General features: G+C 49.6%; 16 protein-coding genes and 2 pseudogenes. All 18 read right to left on the bottom strand.

The window, feature by feature from the left end:
• Nucleotides 1–168: 168 nt before the first annotated feature.
• Nucleotides 169–921 (bottom strand): SDR family NAD(P)-dependent oxidoreductase, encoded by a 753-nt coding sequence (locus tag AC2T0J_RS13875; RefSeq protein ID WP_489806387.1) that lies wholly within the window; start codon nucleotides 919–921, stop codon nucleotides 169–171.
• Nucleotides 922–935: 14 nt separating this feature from the next.
• Nucleotides 936–1,970 (bottom strand): 4-hydroxy-2-oxovalerate aldolase, encoded by a 1,035-nt coding sequence (gene dmpG / locus AC2T0J_RS13870; RefSeq protein ID WP_489806386.1) that lies wholly within the window; start codon nucleotides 1,968–1,970, stop codon nucleotides 936–938.
• Nucleotides 1,970–2,884, bottom strand: coding sequence for an acetaldehyde dehydrogenase (acetylating) (locus AC2T0J_RS13865; protein ID WP_489806385.1), 915 nt, complete (start codon nucleotides 2,882–2,884; stop codon nucleotides 1,970–1,972). The genes dmpG and AC2T0J_RS13865 overlap by 1 nt, the downstream gene beginning before the upstream one ends.
• Nucleotides 2,885–2,886: 2 nt before the next feature.
• Nucleotides 2,887–3,120 carry a tautomerase family protein gene (locus AC2T0J_RS13860; RefSeq protein WP_489806384.1) on the bottom strand — a complete coding sequence of 78 codons (234 nt, stop codon included), beginning with the start codon at nucleotides 3,118–3,120 and terminating at the stop codon, nucleotides 2,887–2,889.
• Between the two features lie 25 nt (nucleotides 3,121–3,145).
• A complete protein-coding gene (dmpH, locus tag AC2T0J_RS13855; RefSeq protein WP_489806383.1) occupies nucleotides 3,146–3,940 on the bottom strand; it encodes a 2-oxo-3-hexenedioate decarboxylase in 795 nt (264 codons plus the stop codon).
• Nucleotides 3,937–4,734, bottom strand: coding sequence for a 2-oxopent-4-enoate hydratase (dmpE, locus tag AC2T0J_RS13850; RefSeq protein ID WP_489806382.1), 798 nt, complete (start codon nucleotides 4,732–4,734; stop codon nucleotides 3,937–3,939). The genes dmpH and dmpE overlap by 4 nt, the downstream gene beginning before the upstream one ends.
• A gap of 10 nt (nucleotides 4,735–4,744) precedes the next feature.
• On the bottom strand, nucleotides 4,745–6,205 hold the full coding sequence (locus tag AC2T0J_RS13845) for a 2-hydroxymuconic semialdehyde dehydrogenase (protein ID WP_489806381.1): 1,461 nt from the start codon (nucleotides 6,203–6,205) through the stop codon (nucleotides 4,745–4,747).
• A 302-nt stretch (nucleotides 6,206–6,507) separates the two neighbouring features.
• Entirely contained in the window at nucleotides 6,508–7,569 is a 1,062-nt protein-coding gene (locus tag AC2T0J_RS13840) for an NADH:ubiquinone reductase (Na(+)-transporting) subunit F (protein ID WP_489806380.1), read from the bottom strand.
• Nucleotides 7,570–7,571: 2 nt separating this feature from the next.
• A complete protein-coding gene (locus tag AC2T0J_RS13835) occupies nucleotides 7,572–7,934 on the bottom strand; it encodes a phenol hydroxylase subunit P4 (RefSeq protein WP_489806379.1) in 363 nt (120 codons plus the stop codon).
• Nucleotides 7,935–8,010: 76 nt separating this feature from the next.
• Nucleotides 8,011–9,525: a YHS domain-containing protein gene (locus tag AC2T0J_RS13830; RefSeq protein WP_489806378.1), complete on the bottom strand. Its 1,515-nt coding sequence runs from the start codon at nucleotides 9,523–9,525 to the stop codon at nucleotides 8,011–8,013.
• 9 nt (nucleotides 9,526–9,534) lie between these two features.
• Nucleotides 9,535–9,804, bottom strand: coding sequence for an MmoB/DmpM family protein (locus AC2T0J_RS13825; RefSeq protein ID WP_105935989.1), 270 nt, complete (start codon nucleotides 9,802–9,804; stop codon nucleotides 9,535–9,537).
• 8 nt (nucleotides 9,805–9,812) lie between these two features.
• Nucleotides 9,813–10,811, bottom strand: coding sequence for a ferritin family protein (locus AC2T0J_RS13820; RefSeq protein WP_489806377.1), 999 nt, complete (start codon nucleotides 10,809–10,811; stop codon nucleotides 9,813–9,815).
• A gap of 25 nt (nucleotides 10,812–10,836) precedes the next feature.
• Complete coding sequence (locus tag AC2T0J_RS13815) at nucleotides 10,837–11,118, bottom strand: phenol hydroxylase subunit (RefSeq protein WP_105935987.1); 282 nt, start codon at nucleotides 11,116–11,118, stop codon at nucleotides 10,837–10,839.
• A 23-nt stretch (nucleotides 11,119–11,141) separates the two neighbouring features.
• Nucleotides 11,142–12,071, bottom strand: coding sequence for a catechol 2,3-dioxygenase (locus AC2T0J_RS13810; RefSeq protein ID WP_105935986.1), 930 nt, complete (start codon nucleotides 12,069–12,071; stop codon nucleotides 11,142–11,144).
• Nucleotides 12,072–12,630: 559 nt separating this feature from the next.
• The gene (locus tag AC2T0J_RS13805) at nucleotides 12,631–14,340 is read right to left on the bottom strand and encodes a sigma 54-interacting transcriptional regulator (RefSeq protein ID WP_489806376.1); all 1,710 of its coding nucleotides are present in this window, start codon (nucleotides 14,338–14,340) and stop codon (nucleotides 12,631–12,633) included.
• A 132-nt stretch (nucleotides 14,341–14,472) separates the two neighbouring features.
• A pseudogene (locus tag AC2T0J_RS13800) lies at nucleotides 14,473–15,072 on the bottom strand (MMPL family transporter); the annotation flags it as partial.
• A gap of 645 nt (nucleotides 15,073–15,717) precedes the next feature.
• A pseudogene (locus tag AC2T0J_RS13795) lies at nucleotides 15,718–16,287 on the bottom strand (MMPL family transporter); the annotation flags it as partial.
• A 578-nt stretch (nucleotides 16,288–16,865) separates the two neighbouring features.
• The gene (locus tag AC2T0J_RS13790; protein ID WP_296049446.1) at nucleotides 16,866–17,996 is read right to left on the bottom strand and encodes a WD40/YVTN/BNR-like repeat-containing protein; all 1,131 of its coding nucleotides are present in this window, start codon (nucleotides 17,994–17,996) and stop codon (nucleotides 16,866–16,868) included.
• Between the last annotated feature and the right edge of the window lie 24 nt (nucleotides 17,997–18,020).

The following is an 18,020-nucleotide window of genomic DNA, read 5'->3' as shown; positions in this document are numbered from 1 at the left end:
AGGTTTTATGAACCCGATATAATCAATCCTAAACGCTTACTAACGAACGTCGCGAGCGCTGGTATAGCAAGGCAAAAATCTTTGAAAAACCGCAGTTTACTTTTAGTAAATGAGGATTTTGAAAACAGTTTTAACGCAGCAATACCCAGCGCAGCAGTTTGTCAGCGCCTATGGCAACCCTTTACGACGGCCCGAATCAAGCATGATGGTGGAACCGGTCATGCCAATAGCGCGAGCGTCCAGCAAATTACACACTGCCCAACCTACCTGTTCGGCAGTAGTGAACTGATGTACAGAAGATTCTTCAAGTAGTTCTTCCAGTACATCATCTACGCTAATACCGCGCTGTTCAGCACGAGCGGCGGCAACATTACGCAAGCGTTCACTGTCGGCAGGACCCGGCGCAATAGTGTGAGCACTAATGCCACGACGGCCGTAAGCCAGTGAAAGCTGACGCATCACATTAACCAGTGCGGCGTTAGCCACACCAGCAGACGCTGCATATTCCGTGGGCTCCAGGCCGTAGTGACCGCCAATCGCCACGATGCGGGCATTGTCACAAAAGTGTTCATCGGCGGCGCGACTTAAGCGTAAAATACCACCCACTTTTATGTTTACCGCATCCACCATAGCTGCAGTAGGCGCTTTCAAGATGCCACCAGCAACAGCCACACCAGGCCCATGCACAACCATTTTTACCGGACCTGTGATGGCCGATTTAATCGCTTCAATGGCGCTGTCCTGGCTGATATCAGCCTGCACAACACTCACTTCACTATAAGTTTCAGTTAAACTGGCCAACGAATCGGCACTGCGACCTACGGCCAGCACATGCAAGTCGCTTTCGATTAACTGACGCACAATTTCCACACCAAAGGTGCCGGTAGCACCTACGACTATGGCGATATTTTTATCAGGCATAACGACACCTTATTTTATACAGCTTCTTTTAACAGGCCTTTTTCTTTGGCCAGCGTCATGGCGGTATCCTGGATCATATCTTCCTGGCCACCGATCATTTTCTTGCGTCCCAGCTCAACCAGAATATCGCGAGCGGATATACCGTATTTTTCTGCTGCCTTTTTAGCATGGAGTAAGAAGGTTGAGTAAACACCGGCATAGCCCAGTGTGAGCGAGTCGCGGTCAATGCGAACCATGTGATCCATCATTGGCGTAATGATGTCCTCAGCAATATCCATCAGCCTGAACAGATCCAGCCCGGTTGGAATGCCCATACGTTCAAGCACTGCAGCCAGTACTTCCAGTGGCGTGTTGCCTGCTCCCGCTCCCAGACCGGCAACCGAGGCATCAATTCGCGTTGCGCCGGCTTTAATGGCCGCCACAGAATTAGACACACCGAGAGCCATATTATGATGGCCATGGAAGCCAATTTCAGTTTCAGGTTTCAGCTCACCACGTAGACGAGTAATCACTTCGGTCACATCTTCTGGCAGCATAAAGCCGGCTGAGTCAGTAATGTAAACCGTATTCGCACCATAGGATTCCATTAGCAGTGCCTGCTCAGTCAGCCCCTGTGGTGTATTGAGGTGGGACATCATTAAGAAGCCCGAGGTATCCATGCCTAGTTCGCGCGCAAAAGCGATATGCTGGGGTGAGGTGTCAGCTTCAGTGCAGTGGGTAGCAACGTGAACGCTGCGCGCACCACTTTCGTAAGCTGACTTCAGTTCTTTCATGGTGCCAAGGCCGGGGATAAGGAGCACAGAGATAATCGTTTGTTTTACAGCCTCTGCGACCGCGCTGATGTACTCTTCATTGCTGGCAAGAGCAAAACCATGCTGCAACGAATTTCCACCTAAACCGGCGCCATGGGTTACCTGAATGTAGGGTACACCAGCATCGTCCATCGCTTTTGCGACTTTAACCATTTGCTCTACGCTGATTTGCTCTTTCTTCGCATGCATACCATCGCGCAGACACATGTCATGTAAAATAATATTGTTTTCGCTCATTACGCGGCCTCCGTAGGGGTTAACGTGATGGTGCCGTTAGCAATTTCTTCGGCAAACATTTCTGCTGTACGCGTTGCTGCAGCAGTCATAATGTCGAGGTTGCCAGCATATTTAGGCAGGTAATCGCCGAGGCCGGCCACTTCCATAAACACGGCCACTTTATTGCCGTCGAAAGTCGGTCCATTGACCAATTTGTAACCGGGCACGTATTTCTGAACTTCTTCTATCATCTTCAGCACGGAGTCGCGGATCGCCACTTCATCAGGCTCTCCCTCGGTCAGGCAGTAAATGGTGTTGCGCATAATGATAGGTGGATCAGCCGGGTTGATAATTGCCAGCGCCTTACCTTTTTTGGCCCCGCCCACTTTCTCAATGGCATTAGAGGTAGTAAAGGTAAATTCATCCAGGTTAGCGCGGGTGCCTGCACCAATAGACTTACTCGACAAACTGGCGATAATTTCAGCGTATTCAACGCCTTGCACCTGAGCAACCGCATTGACAATAGGAATGGTCGCCTGTCCGGCACAAGAAATCATATTCACGTTCATTTCCTGCTTGTCAGCGTGCTCCTTGAGGTTTACCGGCGGCACACATAAAGGCCCGATAGCAGCTGGTGTGAGGTCAATCATCATGACCCCCTTAGCATTTAACTTGCGGCTGTTTTCGGCGTGAACATAAGCACTGGTGGCATCAAAGGCAATCTGAATCCCGTCTTCTTCCACGTGAGGTAGCAGTCCGTCTACGCCTTCTGCGGTAGTTTTAAGCCCCATTTTTTTAGCCCGGGCCAAGCCTTCAGATTCAGGGTCGATACCCACCATCCAGACCGGTTCAAGCCATTCGCTGCGCATGACTTTGTACATCAGATCGGTACCGATATTGCCCGAACCAATTAACGCACACTTAATTTTTTTCATTACTATTTCCCCTCTGCATTCAGTGGTTGTTGGGCTGCCTGCTGAGCCTGACTGCGCTCTTTCATGGTCATTCCTGACACGAAAAAGTCGTGTTCACCGTGTTCAGTGATTAGGATCCGCACTGACTCACGTTTAACGCCCAGGGACGATACCAGTGCATCAGTGACTGCTCTGGCTGCATTACATTTTTGTTCTTCCGTTCGCCCTGTCATCAGGTGCATTTCGAGAATTGGCATGGTTGTTCTCCATTCAGGTACCGGATTATTCAAAGCGAAGGCTGACGCTGCCCAAATCCTGATAGCGTGCAATCACGTTATCACCAGGTTTCACAGCGACGGCGGCGGTGATCCCACCACTCATCACAAAACTACCAGCGGGCAGTATTTCACCCATGTCGTGTAGAATATTAACCACCATGGCCACGGCATCCGCCGGATGCCCCATGACTGCTGCAGATGAACCCATTTCAACAATTTCGCCGTTTAGCTCCATGGCGACACCAATGCCATCCACTTCGATGTCTTCCACATAGCGGGGACGTCCGCCAGCGACGAATCGTGCAGAGGAACTGTTATCGGCAATCACACTCGGTAAATCGAACTTGAAGTTTTCATAGCGTGAGTCGATCACCTCAACCGCCGGCATCACAAAGTCGGTAGCAGCCAGGACATCAGCACGTGTACAGGTGGGACCACTCAAGTCCGCTTTGGTGACAAAGGCCACTTCACATTCCACCCGCGGGTGCACCAGATCATGGGTACTTATCGCGGTATTTTCCGGCCGCGACATGGCATCGGTGAGGAAGCCAATAGACGGTTTATCAACGCCCATCTGCACCATTTTTGCTTTGGAGGTCAGTCCGGCTTTCCAGCCAATCAACTTTTCACCCTGCTCAATGAAGCGGGCACGCAGCGCGTTTTGCACGGCGTAAGCATCTTCAATGGTCATTTCCGGGTATTCATTAGTGAGCTTTGCGATATCGTTTGCACGGCGCTGAGCACCTTCCACACGCTCACAGAAGCGGATAATTTGTTCCTGAGTTAAATTGGTTTTCATACTTTTGTGCTCCCAGCAAAATTCACTTTACAACCCCCCACGCCGGCGATGTAACACTCGAGTTCGTCACCATCGGTCACCGGTACCAGCGCAGACTGGGAGCCTGACAGGATCACCTCGCCCGCCTTGAACGGTATACCCAATTCGCCCAGCGTATTCGCCAGCCAGGCCACGGCGTTAAACGGCGAGCCTTGTACTGCTGCGCCCACTCCGGTGGAGAACAGCTCACCATTTTTGTACAGGGTCATTCCGGCCATAGTGATGTCGACTTTTCGTGGGTCGGCTTTGATATTGCTCACCACATATACACCGCAAGATGCGTTATCTGCTACGGTATCCTGGATTTTGATTTTCCAGTCGGTGATCCGTGAGTCGACAATTTCAAAACAGGGGCTCACATAGTCGGTGGCACGAATAACATCCACTGCGGTAATGCCCGGACCAATTAAGTCTTCTTTCAGAACAATGGCCAGCTCAGCTTCGGCTTTGGGTTGGATCAGCTCGTTAAGATCAATAGTTTCGCCTTCCTGATACACCATTTTGTCGGTCAGTTGACCAAAATCCGGCTGGAACACACCTAAAAAGTCCTGTACGGCTTTGCTTGTCACCCCAATCTTTTTACCGACAATTTTCTCACCGGCATCAAGACGGCGCTGAATGTATTGCAGCTGAATTTCATAAGCCTGTTCCAGGGTGATATCGGGATATTGCTCAGTAAAAGGGACCAACGTGTTGCGCGACATCATGGCGTCATACAACTCATCGCCCAGTTTTTTAACTTGTGAATTATCCATCAGAGGCCTCCTATAGCTTCACACAGACGTTGCGCAGCTCAGTGTAGAACTCCAGGGAATGTACGCCGCCCTCACGGCCAATGCCGGACTGTTTGGTGCCACCGAATGCGGTACGCAGATCACGCAGGAACCAGCTGTTAACCCAGCAAATACCTACATCGATTTTGGCCGCCATGCGGTGCGCGCGGGGTAAATCCTTGGTCCAGATAGTGGTCGCCAGGCCGTAATCGGTGCTGTTCGCCAGACCAATCACTTCTTCTTCGCTGTCAAAGGGGCGAATGTGGCAGCATGGTCCAAAGATCTCTTCTCGTACCACTGCGGCGTCATCAGCTAAATCGGTCCAGATAGTCGGCTGGATCCAGTGACCATTTTTGAGCGCTTCAGGTACCTCTGGAATCCCACCACCGGTGACTACTGTAGCGCCGTCATCTACCGCTTTTTTGTAGTATGACAGTACTTTGTCCTGGTGCTCTTTACTGATTAATGGCCCATAGTTAACGCCTTCATCGGTGGGTTTACCGTAGTTAACCGCTTCGGCTTTTTCTTTTAATGCCGCGACGAATTTATCGAATATGGGACGCTCTACATACACCCGCTCAGTGCCTAAACACACCTGACCGGAATTTAAGAAAGAGGAACGGGAGATGCCTTCAATGGCTTTATCAAAATCACAATCGGCAAACACGATACCAGCATTCTTACCGCCCATTTCAAACGATACATCGCGTGTCCCTTCAGCGGCGGCTTTCATAATAGCCGTGCCCGTCCGGGTTTCACCGGTAAAGGTAATGGCATCAACGTCTTTATGTTCAGTCAGGTAAGCGCCCGCTGAATCCGGGCCAAAGCCATTCACAACGTTATAAACGCCTTTTGGTACGCCGACTTTATTCATTACTTCACCAAGTAATACGGACGTCAGTGGTGTTTCTTCTGATGGTTTCACCACCACGGTATTCCCGCAGGCCAGAGCCGGGCCGACTTTCCAGGTCATCAGCATAAACGGCGCATTCCACGGACTGATAACGCCAATTACGCCTTTCGGTGTGCGCACGCCGTAGTTAAGGGCGCCGGCGCCATCCGGTGTGTCCAGCATAAAACTCTCGGTAGGCACATTTTTAATGGTGTCGGCAAAGATTTTGAAGTTAGCCGCGCCGCGAGGAATAAACACATGGCGCATGACATGAGAAGGCTGACCGGTATCGGCCATTTCGGCTTCTACAAAATCTTCAAAGCGGCGGGTGATTTCATCAGCTACTTCATACAGCATCTCCACCCGTTGATTCGTGGTAAAGGTCGACCATTCGCCCTGAAGCGCAGCCTTGGCAGCTAACACAGCTTCATTCACATCACTGCGTCCTGCTTCGGCAACGCTGGCGATAACCTCGCCGGTAACCGGAGATACTTTGTCAAAACGCTTACCATCTCTGGCAGCCACAAACTCTCCGCGGATAAAATTTTCTACTTGGCGCATATCGGACTCTCACTTTAGGCTACGCAAGCCCTTAAATTAATATTTACAACTCAATAACACTTAAAGTCAGTGTAAATTCCCAACCTCATACCGTCTAATACCATTTAAAAAACAATTTAATACTTAAAAGGTATAACCTTGAGTCACTGATACAGCACGGTTACCCCTCTGCAAGGTAGTGATAAATAAAAAGCCGCAAGGACCGTAACCCAAAGGGCGCGGTGCGCATTGCGGCAATCACTGTAACAACGATGTTGGTCATAAAGTTCTGGCAACTTCGTATCACGTCCCTGTGACACAAATCAGATATTTTTAAATAGCGGGCTGCGAACCTGCTGTGCATCTGCAGCAGATATAAATTTCTCGGTATAGATATCCCGTTCAAACAAGCGGCCCTGCATCAGGGTATTGATACAAGCGTCTATCATTAGTGGCGGACCACACAAATACGCTTTGTTGCCACTGAAATCGCCATTAAAAGCACGCTGCGCGGCTTCATGTACGAAGCCAACCTCACCTTGCCACTCACCGTCATCCCCGGCATCTGACAGTGCCGGAATATAGGTAAAGTTCGGGTACTTCTCAGCCAGGGCTATAAACTCATCGTGGTAGTAAAGCTCTTCGCGGGTACGCTGACCGTACACCAATGTGATCGGATGTTCACAACCTTCTTCAAGCAGTTCCACTATCATAGAGCGCGGACTCGATAACCCTGAACCTCCAGCCATAAACACCATGGGCATTTCAGCTGACTTTTTCACAAAGAAGCGTCCGTAAGGACCACTAAAGGTAATCTCATCACCTTCTTTTAACTCATCGTGAATATAAGCAGTGCCCACACCACCGGGAACTTTTCGAATATTCAGTTCAATTTCTCCCGGCTCTGCCGGGGTACTGGCAATAGAGAACGCCCGGCTGCCAATGTCGTCCGGTAAGTTAAGGTTAATGTACTGGCCGGCCTGAAATTCTATACCATCGGCATCTTCGATTTTTAACCAGATACCTTTAATGGTAGGCGTGAGATCTTCAATGCGGCTAACCGTACACTGGTAATCCTGAACCGGGAGGTTGCGTGAATCGGGATCTTCTTCGATTTCAGCTTCGATCACTAAATCGCTTTCCGGTATGGCGCAGCAAGCCAGACATTTATTTTCGTCGCGCTCAAAGTCCATCAGGGCAAAGCTTGACGCTTCGCCGTGGTCGACTTCACCATCCAACACATCAATTTTACAGGTTGCACATAATCCGTGGCAGCACGCATGCGGCAGATAAATACCTGCACGCAATGCGGCATCCAGAATAGTTTGATCATCTTCAACCTCGATGGTTTGTCCCAATGGCTCTATGGTTACTTCAAAGCTCATGGCTATTCTCCCTGAGGCGGAACCAATGTTGACAAGCCAGGGGTTTTAAAGCAGAACTGCTCTTTGTGTACCAGGCCGTTTTCTTTTACCGTTTTATTGAAGTCAGGCTGCCATGGCTCACCGCTTTTAGTCCACTCAATAGCGTTCCAGTCAATTTTTTCAAAGTCGGGATCCGGCTGCAACAGCGGTTTCAACTGCTGTTCAATAATGTCACCGAGCTTTTGATCCGGCGCACCAAATAACATAAAAGGTGCCGCCATCAGCATGTGATGCTCCCAGCATGCAAACAACAACTGATGGCCATAATAGTTTTCTACTCTGTCCCGTGAGGGGAATTTGTACTCACCATTTGCTACAACTGCCATAATAATTCTCCTGTTATAACCTGCACTTGCAGGCTCATGTCGCCCGGCATCACCGGGCGATGCTTAAATACTGTGATTAGTCGGTCGAAACCTGCTTGCGCCATTTCTCAAAGTTGGCTTTGTCTTCTGACTTGGCGTATTCACCAGAAGCTGTTGGCTCAAGACTGACCCACTCCATCCAGGCTGCAAGATCACCTTTTAACGGCTCCTGCATCAGAGACGGCATAGGTAACCAGGCCTGAACATACTTCTCAGGTTCCTGCTCAAACACATGCTGACAGCCATCAGAACAGAAGTGATACTTTTCACCTTCATACTCTGTTTCGCGTTGTGCAAGTTGAGTTGGATCATCCGGCTCAGTAAACAGACAAGGTAACTGACATGTCTGACACAGTTTGGGTAAACCAAAGTTGTTATATTCACCGCCTGCCTCTTTCTGCGCGATAGCGTATTCCCAGCGCGGCAGATAGTATTTTTCGAAGGTGGTCGGGTATTTTTCTTTCAGCCACTCAATGTCACTGTCAGTAGGTGTCCATGAATGGAACGCGGTACCGAATTTCCACTGATACAAGCCCAGCATGATTTGATGCGAGGTGTGATCGATGGACTTTTCTACATCATCCCAGTGCATCGGTGGTTTAATACCGTAGCGAGCCAGATCGCGGAACAGCGCATTACCGTTTTCCACGCCGTAAATATTCCAGGCCTCGCGCCAGGACATTACGCGCTTAGGCAGCATGTAATCCATCATCGCCGCGACCAGCGTCAGCAGACGGCAACCACGCCAGAACCACTTATCAATCCATTTCTGCACAATCGGAATGTTGTCCGGATCCTGCTCCAACATAAACTTGATACATTCAAGACCAAGGGTCATGTGACGCGCTTCGTCGGACTGTGCCGAGAAACCAAACGTACAAGTCGCCATATCACCGTTGTATGCGGCACCCGACATAAAGGGAACGAACAACAGGTTGGTCAGCACGTACTCGAATGAAAAACCAATGGCAATCAGGAACTCAAACGGACCTGCCGACATGGCATCATCAAAGAATGAGCGCGGTACTGAGGTATACCAGATACGGTCACGCTGGTTCGCGAAATCTTTAAAGCCATTATAGAACTTGTTGTAGTTCGACATAGCATGTACCTGGGTTTGCGCATGACGGATTTCATCAATCGACTGCATCTGACACGCCACCTGCGGGCCCACTCCGGCAAACTCACGACCGACCCGGGCAAAACCACGGTGAGCGGCATATTCACCCGGGCTGATGCCCTGCAGAAACAGCTTGATAGCAGTTAAATAGCGCGCATCGGTAACGTTCAGATGGCCATTGTTCTGCGCGTGGGCGTCAATGATTGCATAGTACTTACGCTCTTTTTCTGCCTGGTATTTCCAGTAAGCATCCATGGTTAAGCGGAACGGATCTTCCCATTTCGACCAGTCGTGAACCTTAATGCCTTCGTAATCAACATAAGGGTAAATTTCTTTCTCATCGCGATAGCTTGGCTCCCAGGCCAGATCGCGGGTCATTAAGCGATACTTCTCTTTAATGTTAAGTTTCTTTGGGGTCTTTTTAATATCCACGATAGTCTCCTAGCTGTTCCAGGTGAGTGTCAGAGCGTCTTCGTCTTCATCGACGTTACCGCTGAGCGTGATTAAGTTAATGTTGAGTTCCTGCATATCGAACTCGCGGCCAATTTCTTCCTCAATGGTTTCGCGACGCACCACCAGATGGCCCTCCGCCTGTACCTTTACCATGGCCGGTTCGTGTACTACTTCGGCGTCTGGATTATCCTGCTCAATGGCTTCTACAATAGAGCGGGTTTCTTCATTAGCCTGTAAAATAATAAAAACTTTAGACATCTTGATTCCTACTTAAACAAACCAGCTTTTTTAGCGCGCTGTAATAAATCATCGTGAGCTTCGCTAACCAGCTCGTCGGCCTGATTACCTTCTACCGCTAACCCTGCTACCGGCAGTAACACCGACGTAAAGTGATTTGCAGCAGTATCGATCCACTCTTCCAATACGGCTTTATTCTCGGCTGATTCAGCCGCCATGGTTTTGAGCACCGAATCAATCCAGCGCTTGGATTCCAGATACCAGTTAGTCATGAACTGAGTAAGAATCGAAATACCCGAACCGCCCTGCTCAACCAGGTTTTGATCCACAATGCGCTGAAACACCAACGGATACAGCAGGCCATCAAGCACAAAGTTTTGCTTAATGAACACCTCAACCGGATCGCGTACACACATCAGGTCTTCCAGCGAGCGACGCAGTGGCTGCCAGGCGTCGCTGTTCATCCAGTCCTGCTTTGCTGCTTCTAGGGATTCCACATCTCCAATCATCAGGCCAAGACGAGACAGGTACTGGGCAATGCCTAAATTATCCATCGCGTGATAAACACAGGGCTGGGTAAACACCGTGCCATAACCGTAGCCGCAAACCAGGGTGTTATTCATGTTGGCCGCGTAATTGGCATGGCGCAGCGGAATGAGTAGGTCCTGCGCCACAGCCAGAACCGGGTCCGGCATGCCTTCAATCAGGTTCAGCGACTCAACCGTCTTGAAATTAGACTCCATGGTCTCCTGTTGCTTGGCACGATTCAGCGTGTAGGTGCTGTAATAGAACTGACGGGGATCTTTTAAGTCATACCAGTCGTTCATGCGAATTTTGCTTAAATTCGGATCGTAAAGCTCCTGCTCTGGCGCCCAGGTCGGGCGATAATGCAGATTCTCTACGGCCTGCAGGTCATAGCTGGCTTCCTGATACCGCGATGGGATTTTCTTATCGCCAAAGCGCTTCTTTAAATGGGTAAAGGTCTGATTTTTCTGTTCAATATTGACCGTTTGTACATCGATTTGCATAATTCTTTCCTCTAAAATTGCCTATCTACTCGTCACGAAAGTGGTGGGTAGCGTCGTGGAGACTCCACTGGAATGCATTCTTTTCTTCATCGTCGGAGGGAGCCGCTTCCTCATCGAGGAATGTCACCTTTTGTTCTTCACAAAACTTTTCAAAGTCCTGCTGTTTAAGCACCATTTCCAGTGCTACCTCCGGCTGGCCTACACTAAACTCAAACTCCACAAATCCGTCGTCTCGTTTGCCTGTCACACGCACGTAATGTAACGAGGTGTCGAACTGCTCTTTCGGGGCCGCAATACTGTCGTTCATGATTTGTCCTTCCAGGTTTGCCGTTAGCTCACTATCGTCAGGAAGCTCTCGTGCAGCTTACGCTGCGGGTAATCGAGCCCCTGCGCGAAGTTATCCCAGGTCCAGGTAATGGTTTCGTAATCAGGGTAAGGGTGATAACCGCCCATAAAGGTTTCAAAACGGTTACCGGAAGGATCCCAGGCATAAATGGTACAACCACGAGTGATGCCGTGACGCGTGGGGCCAATGTCCACGGCCACTTTGTTCATCGACATAATGTCACCAGCACGCAGCACACGTTCCCAGCTTTCCATCAGGAATGAAGTGTGATGCAGCTTGCCAGGCTCCGGATATTCAACAAAGGCTATATCGTGAACTTTGTGCGAGCAGGACAGCCAGATAGCCGCTTCTGACTCGTTGTCTTCAGCCAGTACACGCTCAACCAGGAAGAAACCCAAAACATCTTCAAAAATGGCCTTCACTTTAGCGATGTCTGGCCCGTACAACAGCATGTGGTCCAGGCGTACCGGCGCAATACCATGCTCACTCTGGGTGTACCAAGGGGCCGGGTTAATCAGGCCCATACCGTTACCCACTTTGGTTTTCTCTGCGTAAAGCTCAAATTCGTGGCCGGATGGCAGCGTGAAGCGGACCCGCTCACCGGTTTCAAGTAAATCACCGGCTTCAAGACGGCGGGTTTCTACACCGTAAGCGTTCAAATCTTTCTCAAGCTTATCGAGGGTGGCAGTATCGAGTACTTTGAAGCCTACGAAATCAACACCTGCCTGCTCGGCCTCACGAATGATATAACTGTTGTGGTCCTGCTCATCCCAGCACTTGAAATAAACCCGTCCCATGTCATCACGACCGGTTTCAACGAGTCCCATTACATCACTGTAAAACTTAACCGCTTCATCCAAATCTAATACCCGTACAGCTACATGTCCTGGACGTAATACACCTGTCATCGCCATAATCTGTTCTCCACTATGAGCTTCTAAGCGCCCTTGAGCGCAACAATCCATTAACTTAATACAGGTATCATGCCAACGTTTTATCTCATTGTTTTAATTGATATTTATATATTTCATGTAAATTTTTAGCGATTTTACTTAACGTTTGCATAACGCATTTGTTAGTTTGATGTTGTGCCCTTACAATTTTGTAAGGTTGGTAATGCGGGGTGACGAATAACCAGAATGCCATTGGCATGTCGCAGTATTAGGAATGCTACGGATAGCGAGACTGAAATGAATCACGGAGAGGTTTGTTGCTATATTCCCAACTATGTCGTCGGCGACTCCAACAAAACGGTATAAACAATTTCCTTTGTTAACCGCTAGCAATACAGGCAAAAACCTATCTTAAATGATCACTACCTACTGAAGCAGGTGGTTAGGATTAAAAATAAAATGAGTGAATAAAACCGTTGCCGGCAGTTAACCATTTAATTAAATCAGGAAGGGTACACCGAAACGAGCTAATCATATGATCAAACCCGCTCGGTGGGGTTGGGACTGTTCACAATCGGTTTTAGCGCGGTTTTTCGTTAACCCGATACGCCAGTTGCCGGCGAGTGACACCGAGATATTGCGCCGCATGGGTTAAGTTGCCTTTCGCTTTTCTCACGGCCGCCTCAAACAGCTGCTGTTCGTGGCTGGCCAAATCAAACTCGCCCTGCTCCAGCAGCTTATCGTAAAACTGCGTGTCCATTTCCGCTATCGCACTGAGCGGTTTAATCTGCCCTTGTTCATCGACTTCGCTCAGGCGCTCGTGGGTATCGGCTAAATCCGGCGGGCTGACAAACAAATGCTCTAATTCGATTAAGCCGCCATCCGTTGCCAGCAGCACACCACGCTCAATGACGTTTTCCAGTTCACGCACATTCCCCGGCCATTCATAGCGGGACAGTACCTGCATCGCCTGACCTGACAAACCAGTCAGGCGCTTTTGATAGCTTGCTGAAAAGCGCTCTATCATTGCGTTGCACAGGATAAGAATGTCTCCCCGGCGCTCTCTTAACGGCGGAATGTTGACCGGGTAGGTGGCAATACGGTAATACAGATCGGCCCGGAACTGACTGTCTTTAATGGCTTGTTGAAGGTCAACATTGGTCGCGGCAACCAAACGCACATTCACCTTACGCACCTCATCATCGCCGAGTCGTTCTACTTCACCGGTTTGTAATACCCGCAGGAGTTTAACCTGCGCCGATAAAGGCAAATCACCTAACTCATCCAAAAACAAGGTACCGCCATCGGCGCGCTCAAAGCGCCCTGGGCGGGATTCCTGAGCGCCAGTATAAGCCCCTTTTTTCACCCCAAAGAGTTCCGCTTCAATCAATTCATGGGGAATTGCCCCGCAGTTGACGGCAATAAAAGGCTTTTCGCTGCGACTGCTGTGCTCATGTAACCAACGGGCAAAGACCTCTTTACCCACGCCAGTCTCGCCAAGCAACAGCACGTTAATTGGCGAATCCGCCGCTCGCTTCAGCAAGTTCAGAGCACTGGTAAATTCGGGCGAGGCACCCACCAGGCCATCGGTATCATATTTTACCTGACGCTTACCACGCAGCTGGCTGAGTTCTTTTTCGATTTCCCGTAATGACGGGCTGAGCGGATCGTCACGAAATAATTCAATATAATTCTCATCATCCCAGCAGTCTGCAGGCTTACCCACAATCTTGCAGTGATGATCGCCCTTACACATGCATTCGATTTCTTTAAATACAATGAAGCGACGAAAAAAGCGGCTGGTGTAACCCGACGCATAACCCACAATGGTCCAGCAGGCGGCTTCTTCAGATAAACCCAATGACTGTAAATGGGCTTCGGCTTCCCAGGAGTTCTCGACAACCACCTCGCCAAAAAATCGCCCGGTTTCCCAGTCAATTTCGGCTTCGGTAATATGCGAGCGCACGTGGCCTTCGAAAGCATGTAGCTCCGGACCAATCCGGAACACATCGTAATTATTTTTGTTATCTGCGAGCTTGTGAGCAAGGTCAGCATCCTGTTCGCCGGCCACAAAACCTATACGAATGAGCATCCGCTTGGCGGACTCTGCGTCAAGGTAATCAAATAACTTGGTGCGCATTTCCATCAGCGCTTTGGCATGTAATAACAACAAACGGCTTTCGCCTAGCCAGATCTTCCCTGTTTCCTGGTTAAAACGGAGTTTTGAGCGAAGGTCAAAACGATCGACTACCTCTTTTTCTTCCTGCGCTATTTGTTGATCTGCAATCATACTACTGTCCAACAACAGGGGGTATGGGGCCATCTCTGGCCCATCATACCCCTTTAATTCCAAAAGTGTTAACACTTTAATTACAACGTAATTTCAATTAAGCAAAATACTTACCATTACCGCAATTTATGTTTAAGCACTTCTCTGCCTGGCTGCTCCTGGCATTAAAAACCTTGCCAGCGCTGGCAACAGAATCAGTGCCCCTAACATGTTCCAGATAAACATAAAGGCTAGCAGGATCCCCATGTCAGCCTGAAATTTAATCGGTGAGAACACCCAGGTCGCTACGGCAATGCCCAGTGTAATACCGGTCAGAACCACCACTTTGCCGGTAAACAATAGTGCGTCGTAGTAAGCGTCTGAAAGCGACTTACCATCCTGCAAACGGGACTTCATTACAGTGAGAATATACAACGCGTAATCCACACCAATCCCTACACCCAGGGCGATAACCGGCAACGTTGCCACTTTCACGCCGATGTTTAACCACACCATTAAAGCCTGACATAAAATAGAAGTCAGCATCAGTGGCAGAATGGCACACACCACCGCACGCCAGGAGCGGAAGGTAATAAAGGCAAGAATGATCACGGCACTGTAAACATACAGCAGCATTTGTGTATTAGCCTTTTCCACCACGATATTGGTAGCCGCCTCAATCCCTGAATTACCTGCAGCATTTAAGAACTGGAATTTTTCAGTATTGTATTGTTCGGCAAAGGCTTCCACGGTCTGCACCACTTCATAGAGAGTGTCAGACTTGTGATCCTCCAGATAAGCGAAAATGGTCAGCAGGTCACAGTTCTGATTAAACATCTCTCGTGGTGCCCGGGTAATAATGGCATTGAGCATGCCCTGAGAACGGGGAATGCCGTACCACTTGAGATTACCTTCGTTCATTCCGGCATTAGCCACCTTGGCCAGACCGGCAAGTGAAGACGTAGTCACCACTCCCGAGAGTTGCCGTAATTCCTGCTCCAAAGCATCCACCGCCATCAGCGTATCATAATGGGCACAGGCGTACTGCTCTGTCTTAACCATCACCACATACACGTCCGAACTGGTAGTATAGTTTGCAGTCATAAAGGCATTATCAAGGTTATAGCGAGAGTCCGGACGCAACTCCGGCGCCCCCTGATCGGTATCACCGATTTTTACATTGGCGCTGATCATACTGCCACCGACGCCTAGAATTATCGCCCCGATAACAGTTACTGTGGCGTACTTCTTCCGGGTAAACAGATCCAGGAATGCCCACAGCGGATGCTTGCTGTGTGAAACGTCCGCTTCATCCCTTAACTCTGCATGAATGCTACGTTTTGCGGCAGACTGGGCAACCCCGGTGTAAGACAGTAGCACCGGTAGCAAAATCAGGTTGCTGAAAATGAGTACGGCGACACCGATACTGGCAGTGACAGCCAGGTCCTGGATGACCGGAATATCAATGACCATCAGTACGGCAAAACCAACGGCATCAGAAATAAGCGCAGTAATGCCGGCCAGGAACAGGCGACGGAAGGTATAACGAGCCGCCAGTAACTTATGAATTCCGCGACCGATATCCTGCATAATACCGTTCATCTTTTGCGCGCCATGACTCATGCCAATGGCGAACACCAGAAAAGGTACCAGTATCGAATACGGATCCAGCTCATAGCCAAGAGTCGGTAACAAACCCAATAACCAGACCACGGCAATCAGCGAACAACTCACCACCAGCAACGTACTGCGAATACAACGGGTGTAAATAAACAACACCACGGTGGCAATACCAATAGTGATCGCAAAAAACACCAGTACCTGTTTTAGCCCGTCGATTAAATCGCCCACCACCTTGGCAAAGCCGGTGATATGTATCTCAATACCGTCTTTCTGATATTTCGCTCTGAGCTCTTCAAGCTTTGCCGAGAACGCATGGTAATCCAGTTGGTTGCCTTCGTGATCCATTTCCCGCAAAGGCACCAGAATAATACTGGAAGCATAGTTGCCAGAAACCAGTTGCCCCACCTCACCAGAACGCTCGACGTTTAACCGTACCTGATCCAGGGATGCCTGGGAACCGTCATAGTCATCCGGAATAACCGGCCCACCATCGAGTCCTTCTTCGGTTACGCCGGTCCAGCGTACCGAGGGCGTCCACAACGACTTCATAAACGGCCGCTCCACCCCAGGCATCAGGAACAATTCGTCATTTAACTCGCGCAGTGTTTCCAGGTACTGGGCATCAAAAATGCTGCCTTCAGTATTGTGCACGGCTATCCGTAAAGCATTACTGGTATCCGATAGTTGTTTGCGGTTATCCAGAAAGTTAAGAATATACGGATGATTGCTGGGGATCATTTTTTGAAACGCAGCACTTAAGGTAAGTTGCGTTGACTGATAGCCCAAAATCCCGGTCACTACCAGGCATAACAAAATAATGATTGGCCTGAAATTAAAAATGGCCCGTTCCAGAACGCGTCCGGAACTGGTATCGAAGTCTTCGAGATGACGAATTAGGGTTTCGCCCTGTGTATGTTTAGTCATTAGCGCGCTCCCCTACTCACCAGATTGTCGTCACTAACCGGATGCGAACCGCGCGCGGTTGCAACGGCATAGCCGCTTTGCGATTGAATAATATCGGTGATACCACCAAAGGGTGCCTGGCCCATCAGGCTGAAATTTTTTGCCGAGTCGGCACTGATAAACAGTTGTCCGCTTTGGTCTGCCAGCATAATCTGACCGTCAGAGCCAACCAAACCACTGGTCAGCGTGACTTCGGACCCCAGTTTCACCCGTTTCCAGCGACCTTTACCTTTACTCTGACGCCATACGTTACCGCGCAGGCCATACAACAGGCGGGTCCCGTCATCAAGCAGCAGACCATCAAAAAAGCTGCCGTAGTAAGGCGTGTCGAGCTTCGTGAAAGTGTCGCCATCATCTGCAGAGGTAAATACCGCCGCCTGTTCACCTAAGATAATCAGTTCGTCATTGGAGCGAACCACCTTGTACAGGTGTTTGCCGGCAGGGTTTGGTAGCCGGGCAATTATCGAATACCAATTATCACCACCGTCATTGGTAGCATAAGCCAGGCCATAAGCACCGATTGCCCAGCCATCAAACTGATTAGCAAAGAAGATATCCAGAATAGGCTTATCCGCTCCTTCCTTAATCAGATACCCTGCATTACGTTTAGCGCGCTCGCCGCGTTCATCACCGGCTGCTACCAGCGATTCGGCTTCAGCCATGGCAAGTTGGGCGGCCTGATAACCATCCAGTTGGACCTGCCAGGTGTTACCACCATCAGTCGTCACCAAAATGACGCCGCTATGACCGGCTGCCCAGCCGTTTAACGGGTCGCTGAAGGTTACCGCAGTAAGGGTAACTGACACCGGCACTGATTTCGCTTGAGTCCAGCTATTGCCCTCATCTTCGGATAGCAGGATAACGCCGCGTTCGCCTACAGACACCAGTTTGCTACCAGCCCTTGCGAGGCCTAGTTGCAGTGTATTTACACTGGTTTTATTTTGTTTGGCGGGGGCATCCAGCACATCCACAAGTGTAGATTCGGCTTCGTTCTCAGCTGAGGCGTGAAGCGGTGCGCACAGCAGTAGAAAAGTGAAGAAGATTGAGGGCAATGCAAAGCCGAACAAGCCATCTACGTTCATTCGTTTCATGATAACTATCTCTGTTACATCACA

It is taken from the genome of Alteromonas sp. ISO5, assembly GCF_058105165.1.
Note: the sequence above shows the minus strand (reverse complement) of the source record. Positions and strands in the feature narration are given on the sequence as shown.